Origin of the sequence: Mycobacterium neumannii, from assembly GCF_048452905.1 — a bacterium.
GTDB classification, from domain to species: Bacteria; Actinomycetota; Actinomycetes; order Mycobacteriales; family Mycobacteriaceae; genus Mycobacterium; species Mycobacterium neumannii_B.
The window spans coordinates 288941-303692 of record NZ_JBCGVF010000008.1 but is presented as its reverse complement, the minus strand read 5'-3'; the positions used below and the strand labels follow the sequence as shown (position 1 = coordinate 303692).

13 protein-coding genes are annotated in these 14752 nt (G+C 67.3%); 7 read left to right on the top strand and 6 right to left on the bottom strand.

The window, feature by feature from the left end; all coding sequences use genetic code 11:
- Positions 1 to 8: 8 nt before the first annotated feature.
- Positions 9 to 464 carry a Fur family transcriptional regulator gene (locus AAHH99_RS24190; protein ID WP_418770981.1) on the bottom strand — a complete coding sequence of 152 codons (456 nt, stop codon included), beginning with the start codon at positions 462 to 464 and terminating at the stop codon, positions 9 to 11.
- A gap of 296 nt (positions 465 to 760) precedes the next feature.
- On the opposite strand from AAHH99_RS24190, the gene AAHH99_RS24185 reads away from it, so the two are divergent.
- From AAHH99_RS24185 to AAHH99_RS24165, 5 genes are all read left to right on the top strand, one after another.
- A complete protein-coding gene (locus AAHH99_RS24185) occupies positions 761 to 1978 on the top strand; it encodes an acyltransferase family protein (RefSeq protein WP_418770980.1) in 1218 nt (405 codons plus the stop codon).
- Between the two features lie 44 nt (positions 1979 to 2022).
- Positions 2023 to 2715 (top strand): Rv0518 family GDSL lipase, encoded by a 693-nt coding sequence (locus tag AAHH99_RS24180; RefSeq protein WP_418771123.1) that lies wholly within the window; start codon positions 2023 to 2025, stop codon positions 2713 to 2715.
- Positions 2716 to 2778: 63 nt separating this feature from the next.
- Positions 2779 to 4086: a sensor histidine kinase gene (locus AAHH99_RS24175; RefSeq protein ID WP_418771122.1), complete on the top strand. Its 1308-nt coding sequence runs from the start codon at positions 2779 to 2781 to the stop codon at positions 4084 to 4086.
- 18 nt (positions 4087 to 4104) lie between these two features.
- Complete coding sequence (locus AAHH99_RS24170; protein WP_418770979.1) at positions 4105 to 4536, top strand: SRPBCC family protein; 432 nt, start codon at positions 4105 to 4107, stop codon at positions 4534 to 4536.
- An 87-nt stretch (positions 4537 to 4623) separates the two neighbouring features.
- Complete coding sequence (locus AAHH99_RS24165; RefSeq protein ID WP_418771121.1) at positions 4624 to 5967, top strand: aldehyde dehydrogenase family protein; 1344 nt, start codon at positions 4624 to 4626, stop codon at positions 5965 to 5967.
- Positions 5968 to 6184: 217 nt separating this feature from the next.
- Here the strand turns inward: AAHH99_RS24165 and aceA are convergent, their stop codons facing one another.
- Positions 6185 to 8485 (bottom strand): isocitrate lyase ICL2, encoded by a 2301-nt coding sequence (gene aceA, locus AAHH99_RS24160; protein WP_418770978.1) that lies wholly within the window; start codon positions 8483 to 8485, stop codon positions 6185 to 6187.
- A 55-nt stretch (positions 8486 to 8540) separates the two neighbouring features.
- On the bottom strand, positions 8541 to 9749 hold the full coding sequence (gene lhgO / locus AAHH99_RS24155) for an L-2-hydroxyglutarate oxidase (protein ID WP_418770977.1): 1209 nt from the start codon (positions 9747 to 9749) through the stop codon (positions 8541 to 8543).
- A gap of 159 nt (positions 9750 to 9908) precedes the next feature.
- Here lhgO and ripD point away from each other — a divergent pair, with 159 nt between their 5' ends.
- On the top strand, positions 9909 to 10451 hold the full coding sequence (gene ripD, locus AAHH99_RS24150; protein WP_094295422.1) for an NlpC/P60 family peptidoglycan-binding protein RipD: 543 nt from the start codon (positions 9909 to 9911) through the stop codon (positions 10449 to 10451).
- Here ripD and AAHH99_RS24145 read toward each other — a convergent pair.
- Positions 10444 to 11343: an RNA polymerase sigma-70 factor gene (locus AAHH99_RS24145; RefSeq protein ID WP_418770976.1), complete on the bottom strand. Its 900-nt coding sequence runs from the start codon at positions 11341 to 11343 to the stop codon at positions 10444 to 10446. The two genes, ripD and AAHH99_RS24145, sit on opposite strands and share 8 nt — an antisense overlap.
- Positions 11340 to 12500 carry an NAD(P)/FAD-dependent oxidoreductase gene (locus AAHH99_RS24140; RefSeq protein ID WP_418770975.1) on the bottom strand — a complete coding sequence of 387 codons (1161 nt, stop codon included), beginning with the start codon at positions 12498 to 12500 and terminating at the stop codon, positions 11340 to 11342. Before AAHH99_RS24140 ends, AAHH99_RS24145 begins: the two co-directional genes overlap by 4 nt.
- 96 nt (positions 12501 to 12596) lie before the next feature.
- On the opposite strand from AAHH99_RS24140, the gene AAHH99_RS24135 reads away from it, so the two are divergent.
- Entirely contained in the window at positions 12597 to 13790 is a 1194-nt protein-coding gene (locus tag AAHH99_RS24135) for an acyl-CoA dehydrogenase family protein (RefSeq protein ID WP_418770974.1), read from the top strand.
- Here the strand turns inward: AAHH99_RS24135 and AAHH99_RS24130 are convergent, their stop codons facing one another.
- Positions 13791 to 14750, bottom strand: coding sequence for a haloalkane dehalogenase (locus tag AAHH99_RS24130; RefSeq protein ID WP_418770973.1), 960 nt, complete (start codon positions 14748 to 14750; stop codon positions 13791 to 13793).
- Positions 14751 to 14752 lie beyond the last annotated feature (2 nt).

Sequence of the window (14752 nt, the reverse complement as noted above, 5' to 3'; positions counted from 1 at the left end):
GGCTGTGATCACGGTTGTGATCGGGAAACCTGCGATACCAAGCACTCTGGGCACAAGCCCCAGTAGATGACCTCGGCCTCGTCGAGCACGAAGCCGTCCAACGCGCCCTTCGGGTCCGACGGCGTCAGACAGGGCGCTTCGCCGACGGCGCAGTCGATGTCGGCGATGACGCCACACGACCGGCATACGACGTGATGGTGGTTGTCGCCGACACGCGACTCGTAGCGGGCGACTGACCCGGAAGGCTGGATCTTGCGCACCAGCCCCGCGGTGGTGAGCGCGGCGAGCACGTCGTAGACGGCCTGCCGCGAGACGTCGGGGAGGGCACGACGCACTGCGCCGAAGATCGACTCCGTATCGGCGTGGGGGTTGCCAAGGACCGCCTCCAGCACCGCAAGCCGCGGGCGGGTCACGCGAAGATCGGCGGCGCGTAGCCGATCCGCGTAGTCAGGCGTGGGGGACACGCTGCCAATATGCTCTGTTTTCTGGAATCAGTCAAGAGTATGTTCAGAGTTGGTTCATCGGCGTGTCGGACAACTTTTCACCGATGTTGCTGTCGTCGTCGAAGTGCCTTGTTATCAACGGTTTCGAACGTCGCACGCCGCCCTGCGCGCACTTTTCGGGCCTGAACCGCGGTGAGCCCCGCTGCTACCCTTCGGTGGCTGCCGGGGTCTGTGGTCAGGGGAGCGGACCAACCCGGTGTGGTTACCAGGCAAGACCCCGAACGAAAAACGCTACGGACTTCCGCGAAGAGAGTGTTGTGCGCACCGGAGAAATCAAGGCCCTTTCCGGCCTGCGCATCGTCGCCGCCGTATGGGTGGTCCTCTTTCACTTCCGGCCCCTGCTAGAGCAGTCCGTGCCGGGGTTCCGATCGGCGTTCGCCCCGCTGCTCAACTGCGGCGCCCAAGGTGTGGACCTTTTCTTCATGCTCAGCGGGTTCGTGCTGGCATGGAACTATCTCGACCGCATGGGACCGTCGTTCGAGTGGCGAGCCACGCTGCGCTTCCTGTGGCTGCGGCTGGCCCGCGTATGGCCGGTCTACCTGGTGACGATGCATCTGGCGGCCCTGTGGATCATCTTCACCCTGCAGGTCGGTCGGGTGCCGTCACCGGCGGCCGAGACATTGACGGCGACAAACTATCTGCGCCAGGCGCTGATGGTCCAACTGTGGTTCGTGCCCTATTTCGACGGCTCCAGCTGGGACGGGCCGGCGTGGTCGATCAGCGCGGAGTGGCTGGCCTATCTGCTGTTCGGCGGTCTGATCCTGGTGATCTTCCGCATCGCTCGGTCGACCAGGGCGAGGGGGCTGATCGCGCTGGCCTTCGTCGCCGTGATGCCGCCGATCCTGCTTCTGCTGGCGTCGGGGCAGTTCTACACCCCGTGGAGTTGGCTGCCGCGGATCGTCATGCAGTTCACCGCCGGCGCCCTGATCGCAGCGGCGGTGCGCAAGCTCAACCCCAGCGATCAGGCTCGGCGCGCCGCCGGGTACGCCGCACTTCTCCTCGGCGCCGCAATCGTCGCGATCCTCTACCGACTCGACGCACACCCGCTGCCCAAGATCGTCGACGGTGCCGGCCTGGTGGACGTGCTGTTTGTGCCGCTGCTGTTCACCGTGGCCATCGGCGCCGGATCGCTGCCCTGGCTTCTCTCGCTGGGGCCGGTCGTGTACCTCGGGCATGTGTCGTTCTGCCTTTACATGGTTCACGAGTTGGTGCACACCACCTGGGATTGGATGGTGCAGCAATTCGGGCTGACCCTGTCATCGGACTTCACGGGCAAGCTCATAATGGTTGCCTTGCTTGGCACCGCGCTGATCGGCGCGGTCATGCTGTACCACTTTGTCGAGGAGCCCGCCCGGAAATGGATGCGCAGCATGCTGAACGGCCCCACCGCGTCGATCCCGGATGCGACAGGCAGGTTGCACACCGTGTCGCGCCCGCGCGAGAGGTCCGAGGTGATGGCGGCCCGCGCCGGGTGACGACGCTTCTCGCGCCCGTGTTCTCACGGACGTACGCCGGCGCGGTGAAGAGCGCACTGACCGTCGCGGTGGCGATCGCCATTCTCGTGGTCACCGGTTGTCAGCATCCGAAGCCGATGGAGCACAAGGAAATCGACGTGCTCAGCTTCGCGCTCAACCGCATCGCGGTGATCGGCGACTCGTACACGACCGGCGGCCCGGAAGGCGGGCTCGGCGAGAAATCCTGGACCACCCAGGCCTGGCAGATCCTGGCCGAGCAGGGATTGTCGACCACAGCGGTCGTCGGCGCCGAAGGTGGAGCCGGCTACGGCACCCGTGGCAACCGAGGCAGCCTCTTCGAGGATCTGACCGCCGCGACGGTCAAGCCGGACGACACGCTGGTGGTGTTCTTCGGTTCGCGCAACGATCAGAACGTCGACCCCACACAGTTGTCGGTGCTGGTCTACGGCACGTTCCTGTTGGCCCGGCGGATCGCGCCGTCCGCGCTCTTCCTCGTGATCGGACCGCCGTGGCCGACGGCCGACGTCCCCACCGCTGTCGTACGCATCCGCGACACCCTCAAGTATCAGGCCGAACTGGCGGGCGCGACGTTCGTCGACCCGATCGCCGCCGGGTGGTTCGTGGACCGGCCCGAGCTGATCGGTCCCGACGGGGTGCACCCCACCGACGCCGGTCACACCTACATGGCGGAAAAGATTGCGCCATTGATCGGCGCGCAACTGCCGCGACGGGTCTGATCCGTCCTATCGTTGCTGATCGTGCGACTCGGTGGACGCTTGTACCAGCTGCTGACCCGCGTGATGTCGCTGCGCATCATCGTGATCGTCGCGGCGCTGTCGGTGGTCGCGTTGGTTATCACGCTGGGCGCGTGGGTGTGGTTCGGCGTCACCAACGACCAGTACAGCCAGCTGGACCGTCGCCTCGACTCGGTGAGCAGCCTCGGCGACATCAGCGAACTGCTGCGCACCGCACAACAGGCCGACGTCAACCCGCCCATCCCGGACGGCGGCCTGGTCCGGACGGCCCGCGTCGACGAGATCACGGTCTCCATACCTGAGAACATCGTGTTGCCGCGGTTCGACGTCGGTTACGCCGACACCACCATCGACGGTGTCGAATACCGGGTCCGGACGTTCACCGCCGGCGACGCCTTGATCGCGGTCGGCGCGCCGCTCGCCGAGACTCAACGGCGCATCGACGAACTGCACCGACGGGTGCTGCTGATCTGCGGCGGCGTGATCGTCGGCACCGTGCTGGTCGGCTGGGTGATGTGGTCGATCATGATCAACCCGTTCCGCTTGCTTGCCCAGCAGGCGCGCGCGATCAACGCCCAGTCCAAACCGGAAGAGGTTCAGGTGCGCGGCGTACAGGAGGCCGTCGAGATCGCCGAAGCCGTCGAGGGCATGCTCGCCCGGATCGGGGATGAACAGCAGCGCACGCGTGCGGCACTGGAGTCGGCACGAGATTTCGCGGCAGTCGCCTCCCACGAACTCCGCACACCTCTGACCGCGATGCGCACCAACCTCGAGGTGCTCTCCACGCTTCAGATGCGTGACGAGCAGCGCCAGGAGGTGATCGCTGACGTCATGCGCACCCAGAGCCGGATCGAGGCGACGCTGACCGCGTTGGAGCGACTCGCACAGGGCGAACTGACCACCGTCGACGACTTCGTCCCTGTCGACATCACCGAACTGCTGGACCGGGCCGCACACGACGCGATGCGCAACTATCCGGGGTTGAAGGTGTCGCTGTCGTCATCGACGACGGTGCTCATGGTCGGCCTGCCTGCCGGGCTGCGGCTCGTCGTCGACAACGCGATCACCAACGCGATCAAGCACGGCGACGCCACCGAAATCCAGCTCGGTGCAATCGCTTCCGGTGAAGGTGTGCAGATCACCGTCGACGACAACGGTTCGGGGATACCCGAGGAGGAGCGTGCCGCGGTGTTCGAGCGGTTCTCCCGCGGCTCGACGGCGGCGCGATCCGGGTCGGGGCTGGGGCTGGCGCTGGTCGCCCAGCAGGCCGAGTTGCACGGCGGCACGGCCGCGATGGAGGCCAGCCCCCTTGGAGGGGCCCGGTTGGTGTTACGTCTGCCCGCGCCGAGCTGAGCTGACTACGATCCGAAGATGGCCAAACTCGAGTTGTCGCGTCAGCTCACGTTGACTCCGCAGGAGGCATGGGAGCACGTATCGGATCTCAACTCGTTGGGGCACTGGATGGTCATGCACGAAGGCTGGCGCAGCGAGCTGCCCGACGAGCTGACGGTCGGCACCACGATTGTCGGCGTCGCGGGGGCCAAGGGGTTGCGCAACCGCGTCACGTGGACCATCAAGCAATTCGACCCGCCCAAGCTGATCGAGGTCACCGGAAAAGGTGTCGGCGGCACCAGGTACGGGCTCACGATGACGGTCGCCGAGGTCGAAGCCGGTTCGGCGTTCACCCTCACCATGAATCTCGGGGGAGCGCCGCTGTTCGGGCCCATCGGCGCGACGGCGGTCCGCGCGGTCAAAGGCGACATCGAACGTTCGATCCGCAAGTTCGAAGAGCTCTACGGCTGATCACTCCGGGCCGTCAAGCCGCGGCGCGTGGCGCGGTTGATCACGATTGCAGCGGGTACCACCCTTCGCGTGTCGCAGACCATGGAAATGACCGTTCTGGACCCCCGCACCGGCGACGAAGTCAGCAGGATTCCGATCACCGATCCCTCGAGCTGCGCCCAAGCCGTGGGATGCGCCCGCGCAGCCGCGCCGGGGTGGGCGCGCACCCCCGCCGCTGAACGCGCGGCCGCGCTGACCAAGGCGGCCGCAGCGGTCCGCGCCGCGGCCGATGAACTGGCCGAGCTCAACGAACGTGAGACCGGCAAAACGCGCGACGACGCGTTGGGCGGAGTCGACGCGGGTGCGGGCACGCTGGTGCAGTACGCCGAGCTCGGCCCGCTGCATCGCGGCCGCAGCCTGCACGGTTCCTGGTCCGCGACCGACCTCATGGTCCCCGAACCGCGCGGCGTCGTTGCGGTACTCACCCCGTGGAACGATCCGGTCGCCGTCGCGGCCGGCCTGCTGGGCGCGGCGCTGGTCACGGGAAACACGGTGGTGCACAAGCCAAGTGAACGGTGCCCGGCGACGGGTCGGCGGTTCGCCGAACTGTTGGCCGAGCAGCTCCCCGACGGTGTGCTGGAGATCCTCGACGGCGACGGATCGGTCGGCGCCCAGCTCGCCTCGGCGGCCGACGTCAATGTGGTGGCGCACGTGGGCAGCACTGCGACCGGCACGGCGATCGCTCGAGTGTGCGCGGAGCGCGGGGCCAAGACGGTGCTGGAGAACGGCGGCAACGACGCGTTGATCGTCGACGCGGGCGTGGACGCGCGGTGGGCGGCCGAGCAGGCCGCCCTGGGTGCGTTCGCCAACGCCGGGCAGATCTGCGTTTCGGTGGAGCGGGTTTTCGTGGTCGAGTCGCTGGCCGATGCGTTCCTCGACGAGTTGGCAGCGCAAGCGCGTGTGTGGGCGGACCGGATCGGGCCGTTGGTCGACGGACGTCAGCGCGAGGTGGTGCATGACCAGGTCGACGACGCAGTGGCCAACGGCGCACGGGTCCTGGCGGGCGGTGCGCCGCGGCCGGGCCCCGGTTCGTTTTATCCGCCGACCGTGCTGGCCGACTGCACACCGGAGATGTTGGTGTTCTGCGAGGAGACCTTCGGTCCGGTGGCCCCGGTGCGCGTCGTCCCGGACTTCGACACCGCGCTGCGTGAAGCCGCCGACGACCGCTACGGCCTTGCCGCGACCGTGCTGACCGCCGACATGGGGCACGCTCAGGAGGCGTGGCGAGCTCTACCGGTGGGCACCGTGAAGATCAACGATGTGTTCGGCGGAGCGCCCGGCGGGGCGTCGCAACCGCGCCGCGCCAGTGGCGACGGCTTCGGTTTCGGCCCGGAACTGCTCGGCGAGATGACGGTGATGAAGGTCGTACACATCTCGCCGCCGAACACCTGAGGCACTCTCGCGCGGCCTACCGCACAGCGAACATTTGCTCCCAGCGCCCAGCTGCCAACACCACTTTCGATGCCCACCTCACAGCGAAAAATTCGCTCCCAGCGACTTTTTCGCTGATAGGTGGGCGCTGCGCCGACCAACTCCGCGAGAGGGCACAGGTCCACCGCAGGCCCGCGCGAGAAGGCGCCGGTCCGCGGCCCCGCGGGGGTCAGCGGCCCTAATCCTCCTTGCGGATCAGCCGGCCCAGCGCTTCGCGATCGGGGGCCAGCAGCTCCTCGATCCTAGGCTGGTTGATGTCGGCCACGATGATCTCGCCGACCTCCTGGTACACGTCGGTGAAGATGCCGTGCGACTTCATCTTCTCGGTCTGATAGATGTTGTCCTCGGTCGGCGTGACGTAGTACATGATCTCGGGCTTGAACCGGTGGATCAGCCACAGGTGGACCACGCTCATCAGCCGCTTCTGGCGCAGCTTCTCGGCGAACGTGTTCTGGTCGCGCACCGTCAGAATGCTGCGGCCGTGCCGGTCCTTGATCGGGTCGACGATCACGTTGGCGAGTTTCTCGTCCGCACCGTCACGCTCACCAAATATGCCCAGTTCCAGCACGTCTGACCCGGGCCGTGTCGGACGCAGCTGCACCCGCAGCCTCTCGTCGAGTTTGTAGTGTTCACCCCACATCGCCAGCCACTCTTCGAGCAGCTTCTTGGGCACCTCGGTCTGCACGAGATGCTGATGCTGGGTCGAACCCTTACCCATCGCCTTGGTGGTCGCCAGGCGGCCCGACGACGCGGCCAGCGCGGCATCGCTGCGCGGACCCCCGACGAGCGTCTGCGGTGTGCGATAAGGCGATTCGACCAGGCGCATCTTGCGCTGCAGCCGCGCAAGCGCGAGCATTCCGTCCTGGCGCAACGCGGTGGCAAACTCCTCGGATGCGACACCGTCGACCTGATGACCGCCGTAGGTGATGAAGTTGAAGACGAACCCCATCTTTCCGAGTTCCTCGGGAAAGGCCCGCATCTCGTCGTCGGTCATGCCGGTCGTGTCCCAGTTGAACGAGGGAGACAGGTTGTAGGCCAACATCTTCTCGGGGAACTCCGCGTGAATCGCCTCGGCGAACTCGCGAGCGTCGGCGAGGTCGGCGGTCTTGGTCTCCATCCACAGGATGTCGGCGAACGGCGCGGCGGCAAGCGATTTCGTGATCGCGTAGGGGATACCGCCGCGAACCTGGTAGTAGCCCTCCGGCGTCTTGGCCAGCTCGCAGTCCCAACCGACCGCCGCCCCGATCTCCCTGGCCTTCTCGCGCGCGGTGTAGAGAGGGGCGCGCTCGGCGAACGCCCGCCACTCCGCGGCGCTCATGTCGAGTTGCTCACCCTCGCTCTCGCGGAACTCGAGCAGCTCGGCGACCGCCTCGCCGTAGGTCATCAGGCCGGCGTCGAGCTGCCAGGCGTCGACGGCCTTGGATTCGACCCGGTCGAAGATCGCGTCGATCTCGCCGTCGGGGCGGTCCCGGTACTCCGAGGCGGCCTCGGCGACCGCCTCGCTTATGCCGTGGTGGTCGAGCCAGGCGTTGGCGGTGGTGTACTCGCCTTCGGGCAGCGCGTAGAGCAGATGGCCGTTGAGTTCGGTGACGCCCGCCTCGTAGAAGCGCCGCATCATCGCCAGATAGCACGACTTGTACGACGGCACCTTGAGGTTCGTCACGCCGAGCAGGAACGGTTGGTCGCGCTCGTCGGCTCGGCTGTCGATCAGGTTGGCCGCCTCGGCATCGGTGCGGGCCACGATGATGCCCGGCACCCGCATGATGTCGAGCTGGAAGCGGGCGGTGTTGAGCCGTTTGATCTGCTCGTCAGAGGGCACCAGCACCTTGCCGCCCTGATGGCCGCACTTCTTGGTGCCCGGCCGCTGGTCCTCGATGTGATAGCCGGGCACCCCCGCCTCCACAAACCGACGAATCAGGTTCCGCACGTGCGGATCTCCGCCATGACCGGTGTCGGCGTCGGCGATGATGAACGGGCGGAAGTCGACGGGAGGGGGCGCTGCCGCAAGTTGTTCGCTGGTCATCTGTAGCCGCAGGTACTGCTGGTTGCGGTCGGCGGTGAGCAGCGCACGGACCAGCCCGGCCGCCTCCTCGGGCACCTGGCTGAGCGGGTAGCTGGCGAGGTCGGGTCCGGGGTCCTCGGTGGTCGACCCCTTCGCCGAGGTCGCCCAGCCGCCGAGGTAGATGCCCTCGATGCCCATCCGCTTCATCGTCACGGCCTGGCCCGGCGAGTACGGACCGAAGGTGGTGATGCTCTTCTTCTGTGCGAACAGTTCGCGCAGGCGCTCGTAGAACGCGGTGGCGGCCTCGCGCGCCACGATGTAGTCGGAGGGGATCGTGCCGCGCTGTTCGGCGACCTGACGGGCCGAGTAGAGGCGGATGATGCCGTCGAATCTCGGGCTGTCGAAGTACCGCTGCGTGGCGGCGACCTCCTGGTCGAACGGGGTCTGAGGCGCGGCGTCCGTTTCGATGATGGCCATGCCCCCACAGTACGACCCGGCCTTTGCCGGGGATGGCGTTATCAGCAGGGACGCGTCACGTCGACGCCTCGAAGGTGTCCACGACCTGCTCGGCGATCGCCAGCGCCGACGTCGCCGCCGGTGACGGCGCATTGCGGAGCACCACGACGCGGCCGCGGACGCTGATCCGGAAGTCGTCGACCAGACCGCCGTCGGGGTCGAGGGCCTGGGCCCGCACGCCGGCGGTGCCGGGCACCACGTCCTCGTCGCGCAACGACGGCACGTAGGCCCTGGCGGCCGTGATGAATCGCCGCTTGGACAGCGAACCGGACACCTCGCGGACACCCGTGCGCCAATGCCGCCGGGCGAACCGCCAGAAGGCGGGCGTGGAGGCGATCCCGGCCAGATCGCGCAGCGACACCGTGCCCCAGGTGTAACCCTCACGCGCCAGCGCCAGCACCGCGTTGGGTCCGATGAGCACCTGTCCGTCCACGCGCCGCGTGAGGTGCACACCCAGAAACGGATAGCGCGGGTCGGGCACGGGATAGACCAGACCGTTGACGAGATCGCGCCGGTGCGGTTTCAGCGCGTAGTACTCGCCCCGGAACGGCATGATCAGCGGATTCGGGCCGTCACCGGCCATTTCGGCGAGCCGGTCGCTCTGCAGGCCACCGCACACGACGGCCCGATCGAACCGGGCCTGGTCACCGATTCCCTCCGTACGGGTGCTGACCACCACGTAGGAGTCGCCCACCCGTAGGCCCGTCACCTCGTGTCCGAGAAGGACTTTCGCACCGGCCGTCGTAGCGTCGGCGGCAAGCTCCCTGGTCACCTCCGCATAGTCGACGATCGAGGTCGACGGGGAGTGCAGCGCGGCGATGCCACGCACATTGGGTTCAAGCTCAAGCAGTTCCTCAGGTCCGATGATCCGCACTCCGGGGACACCGTTCGCCGACGCCCGCCGTTCGATGTCGGCGAGCCTGTCCTTCTCCTCGTCGGTGAGCGCGACCAGAACCTTGCCGCACGCGATCCGGCGGATCCCGCGCTCGGCGCAGAACTCTTCGAGCAGGCTCACCCCGCGACGACAGAGCACGGCCTTCTGCGAACCGGGTTGGTAGTACAGACCCGCGTGCACCACCCCGCTGTTTCGGCCGGTCTGGTGCGACGCGAGACGGTCTTCCTTCTCGAAAAGCGTGACATCGGTGCCGGGACGACGCCGCACGATCTCGCGGGCCACCGCGACACCGAGGATGCCGCCGCCGACCACTGCGACCCGTTCGGTCATCGCCGGATGCCGCAACAAAGGGAGGTAATCACTGTTCGGTTACGGTACTGCATCTCATTGACGCTGAGCCAGGCGCGAATTGGCGTCACGAGCAAACCACGCGTACAAGTGATTACAGCGCCATCGGTATGCGCGCAGACGAAGAAAGAGCAACGAACCATGAGACGCATCTACGCCTTGGTGATCGGTGTCGCCCTGTTGGTGGCCATCCCTGGGGTGGCGGTCGCCGCACCATCCTCGCGGTCCGCGGCGAACCAGCAGGCGGTCGACCTCGTGATCGCGCGCGGTCTCGCGCAGCGCGGCGTCCCCTTCTCCTACGGCGGGGGAGACGCCAACGGGCCGACGAAGGGCAGCGGCACGCCCGAGAACGTCGCCGGACTCGACCGCGAAGGCCACATCGTCGGCCTGGATCCCGCGCTCAGCACCGTCGGTTTCGACGCGTCGGGCCTGATGGTCTATTCGTTCGCCGGTATCGGAGTCAAGCTGCCGCGATCCTCGGGTGCGCAGTACAACGTCGGGCAGAAGGTGTTGCCGTCCGAGGCGCTGCCCGGTGACCTCATCTTCTACGGCCCCAACGGCGATCAGAGCGTGGCACTGTTCCTCGGCAACGGGCAGATGCTGGAGACCGCGGACACCGGGGTGACGGTCTCCCCGGTGCGCACCAGCAACATGGCGCCGTACCTGGTCCGCATCATCAAGTGAGCGATCGGGGCTGACCGCCGGCGATAGCGCGCAGCTTGTCGGGATTTGCGATGTTGTGGATGGTCGCGATGCGGCCGTCGTCATCGAGGTCAACGGTGAGCGTGGCGATGATGCGTCCAGCGCCGCTCAGAACGATCCCGGGGCCGCCATTGATCTCCACGACTTCAGCTGTCATATCGGCGATTTCGACGCCTTCATAAGGCCGCTTGGCGGTGCCGGCGAGCCACCGGGCGACGTTGGCCGCGCCGATGAGCGGTCGTAGCGCCTGGCGGACCTTGCCGCCGCCATCGGTCCACAAGGTCACCTCCGGCGCGAGCATCTCCAACAGCGCGTTGATGTCACCGCCGACGCTCGCGGCGAAGAACCGCTCGGTGACTTGCCGCTTCTTGGCCCGGTCGGCCTCGAACCGCGGTCTGCGGGCATGAACGTGCTCGCGTGCGCGGTGGGCGGCCTGTCGCACTGCCGACTCAGAACGTTCGACGGCTTCGGCGATTTCGGCGTAGCTGAAGTCGAACGCCTCCTTGAGAACGAACACCGCGCGTTCCAGCGGACTGAGGGTCTCGAGCACGACGAGCATCGCCAGCGAGACCGAATCGGCGGTGACGGCGTCGTCGGCGGCATCGGACTCGGTCAGGATCGGCTCCGGAAGCCACGGCCCCACATAGGTTTCGCGCTGTCGCTGTGTCGAGCGCAGCCGATCCATCGATAAGTTCGACACGATGCGTGACAGGTAGGCCTTGGGGTCGGATACCTGGGAGCGGTCGTCCGCCGACCACTTGAACCACGCGTCCTGGACCACATCCTCGGCATCGGCGGCCGAGCCGAGTATGCGGTAGGCGATCGCGAACAACAGGTTCCGGTGATCGGCGAACGTCTGCTGGTCGTCGGTCACTTTGTCAACCTGCCCCCGCGGCGCCACATGGCGGCGCCGAACGCCGGGATCAGCTTCAGCAGGCGGTAAGTCGTCCAGGGGCTGGAGCTCACCGCCTCTTTATACGCGACGGCGAACCGGCCGGCCAGATAGAACCATCCGGGGCTGTCGTCGGCATGGGTGAACTGGATGACCGCGTCGTCACGTCCCAGGCTGACCGGTTGGTGGATGTAGCCGAAGCGGAATCGCTTGGGGCTCTTGCCCTTCAGCTCACGTGCGATCGACGCTGCGGTGTGCACGCCGGTGGGGATGCCGCTCTGGCAGGTGCCGTGGATTATGCCGTATCCCTGCTGCACCGCGGCCGCGTCGCCGACTGCGTAGACGTTCGGGTGGCTGACGGAGCGCAGCGACTCGTCGGTGACGATGCGTCCACGCTCGTCGACCGTCAGCCCCGCCGTCGCAGCCATTGGTGACACCAGCACCCCGGTCGTCCACAGCACGGCCTGCGCCGGGACCACCTCGCCGTCGGCCAGCGCGACGCCGTCGGCCATCACCTTCACGATCTCGACGCCGGCGCACACCCGGACGCCGAGGCGTTCCAGCCCGGCGTGCAGTCGTGCCCGCGCCTTCTCGCCCATCATTGCGCCGGGAAACTGGCGGCTCAGCAGAACCACGTCGAGCTCGGGATGTTGTTCGGCGATCTCGGCCGCGGACTCGACGCCGGTGAGCCCGGCACCGGCGATCACGACGGGGCCGTCGCCGATCCGCTTCAGGTGCTCGGCGAGCAGCTGGGCGTCCTGGGCGCTGTTGAGGGTGTAGGCGAACTCGTCGACACCCGGGACGCCGTTGCTGTCGGCGACGGCGCCCAGCGCGTAGACCAGGGTGTCGTAGCGCAAGATCGTCGCGTCATCGATGCGCACAGTCTGCGCCTCGGCGTCGATGCCGGTCACCCAGCCGTGGACGAACTCGATGCCGGTGCCGGTGAGCCGGTCGGGTATCGGCAGGTCGTTCAGCTCCTGGCCGGAGGCGACCTGGTGCAGCCGCAGCCGCTCCGTGAAGCGGGTCTGCGCGTTGACCAGCGTGATGTGCACGTCGTCGCGGCGCTTCAGCCGGCCCGCCAGCGCCGTGGCCGTCGCCATACCGGTGTAGCCGCCGCCAAGGATCACGATGTTCTTCATGGGTTGCTGCCTTTCTCGTCTGTCCTCACACACCCCAGACGTATGCAGCGACCGGATTTGTGACATCGGATTGCCGACAACTGATAGAGAAGACGGATGACCTCGACGTTGGAGACCTCGGCATCGGCCGGCGACATCACGGCGAAAGCGCGCGGGCTACGTGATCTCGTCGCCCGCGAGGCCGGCGAGTCGGAGCGGTTGCGCACGCTGAGCCCGACCGTGGTCGAGGCGATGTGGGACTCCGGCCTGATGACGGCGTTCAACCCCGCTCCCGCCAGCGGCAGCGAACCGTCGTTCGCCGAGATGATCGAGACCTGGATCGAGATGGCGTGGCAGGACGGGTCCTTCGGCTGGATCGGCATCGCCAACCTGCCGTCGTCGTTCGCTGCCGCCGCGTACCTGCCGGACGCGGGGTTCGCTGAGGTGTTCACGGCCCACGACAACCAGGTCACGATGGGCGGGCAGTTTTTCCCGAACGGTCAAGGCGCCGCAGTGCCCGGTGGTTACCGGCTGACCGGGTCGTGGAGCTTCGGTTCGGGTATCGGGCATGCGCAGTATGTAGCCGCGGGGTTCCTGCCGATGGACGGGACCGAGATGCGCTGGGTCAGCGAAGGTGTGCCGGACATGCAGATCGCCATCCTGCCGCGTGAGCAGGTCAGCTTCAACGACGGCTGGCACGTGCAAGGGCTCAAGGGGACGGGCTCCTACGACTACAGCGTCGAGGACGTGTTCGTTCCCGCCGAGCGCACGTTCGCGTTGTTCACCCGTGAGCCGCTGCGCGGATCGTCGCCCGCGACGCGGATGGGCATGATGCCCGTCACCGCCGCCGGGCATGCGTCGTGGGCGCTGGGCGTCGCCAAGAGCATGCTCGACGACGTCGAAGAGCTGGCCGCCACGAAGTTCCGGATGAGCGACATGGCGTCGCTGGCCAGCCGTCCGACCTTCCAGAAAGGGCTGGCCCATCACGTCGCGGCATGGCGGGCGGCGAGGCTGCTGGTGCTCGATGCGTTCGCAACGGCGGAAGCCAGTGTGGCGGCGGGGGAGGACCTCACGCCGACCCTGCGCGCCGACATGAGGGTGGCCGCGGTGTACGCCACCGACGTGGCTCGCCAGTGCGCGGAGTGGGCACATCTGGCCGCGGGCACCAGTGCGATCCGCGAGGGTAGCCGCCTGGAACGGGCGTTCCGCGACATGTACACCGGTACCCAGCACGCGTTCATCAGCGAGAAGGTGGCGATCGACGCGGCTCAGGTGTGGCTCGGCATCATCGACGACCAGTTCGGGCTCTGATCACCCTGTGCGGGCGACGAATTCGGTGACGATGCGGCCGAGTTCGTGGCCCCGCTGCTCCTGAATGAAGTGGCCCGCACCGGTGACCGTCGTGTGCGGTTGGCCTTTCGCGCCGGGAACGTGTTCGGCGAACACCTTGTCCCAACCGCGCGTCGCCGGATCCCCATCGGAGTACGCGGTGAGAAACGGCCGTCGCCACTCGCCGAGCACGGTCATGGTCTCTCGACCGATGACCGCCCCGGGGTCGTTGCGCGTCAACGGAATCAACGCGGTCATCTGGCGGAGGCCCGCGGTGAACGAACGGTCGGGGAACGGTGCGTCGTAGGCGGCTCGCACGTCCGGGCTCAACGGTCCGGCCACCGCCTCGAGGAAGAAGCTCGGAACGAGTTCCGGTGAGCGTTGGTAGTACGCCACGTAGTCGAGGAGGGCCTCCTGAAGGACGACCTGACCGTCGCCGGCGGCGTGATGCGGCCATTCGAGCTTGCCCGCCAGGCCCGGGTCGCAGGTGTGCAGGATCGTGTTGGTGGCCAGGACGCGGGTGAAGCGGTCGGGTTCGCGCGCAAGCACACTGAGCCCGATGGGTCCGCCCCAGTCCTGTACGACCAGGGTGATATCGGTGAGATCCAAGCGGGTGATGGCACTGTGGATCCAGTCGACGTGCCGCTTGAACGTGTAGGCCGTCGGGTCGGTCGGCTTGTCCGAGCGGCCGTAGCCGATGTTGTCGGGCGCGATCACGCGCAAACCCGCCCCGCACAACACACCGATGACGTGCCGGTACAGATAGGACCAGGTCGGTTGGCCGTGCAGCAGCACGACGACGGGCGCGTCGGACGGTCCCGCATCGACGTAATGCATTCGTAGCGGGTCCATTCCGCGTGCCTGCACGTCGACGTAGCCGGGGGCGAACGGGTAGTCGGGCAGTGCGGCGAAACGGTCGTCCGGTGTTCGCAGGACACCCATGC

Excerpts from the sequence above, each read along its gene's own strand:
- AAHH99_RS24175 (WP_418771122.1), top strand. The coding sequence starts at position 2,779 with ATGTCGCTGCGCATCATCGTGATCGTCGCGGCGCTGTCGGTGGTCGCG.
- AAHH99_RS24170 (WP_418770979.1), top strand. The coding sequence starts at position 4,105 with ATGGCCAAACTCGAGTTGTCGCGTCAGCTCACGTTGACTCCGCAGGAG.
- AAHH99_RS24165 (WP_418771121.1), top strand. The coding sequence starts at position 4,624 with ATGACCGTTCTGGACCCCCGCACCGGCGACGAAGTCAGCAGGATTCCG.
- aceA (WP_418770978.1), bottom strand. The coding sequence starts at position 8,485 with ATGGCCATCATCGAAACGGACGCCGCGCCTCAGACCCCGTTCGACCAG.
- lhgO (WP_418770977.1), bottom strand. The coding sequence starts at position 9,749 with ATGACCGAACGGGTCGCAGTGGTCGGCGGCGGCATCCTCGGTGTCGCG.
- ripD (WP_094295422.1), top strand. The coding sequence starts at position 9,909 with ATGAGACGCATCTACGCCTTGGTGATCGGTGTCGCCCTGTTGGTGGCC.
- AAHH99_RS24140 (WP_418770975.1), bottom strand. The coding sequence starts at position 12,500 with ATGAAGAACATCGTGATCCTTGGCGGCGGCTACACCGGTATGGCGACG.
- AAHH99_RS24135 (WP_418770974.1), top strand. The coding sequence starts at position 12,597 with ATGACCTCGACGTTGGAGACCTCGGCATCGGCCGGCGACATCACGGCG.
- AAHH99_RS24130 (WP_418770973.1), bottom strand. The coding sequence starts at position 14,750 with ATGGGTGTCCTGCGAACACCGGACGACCGTTTCGCCGCACTGCCCGAC.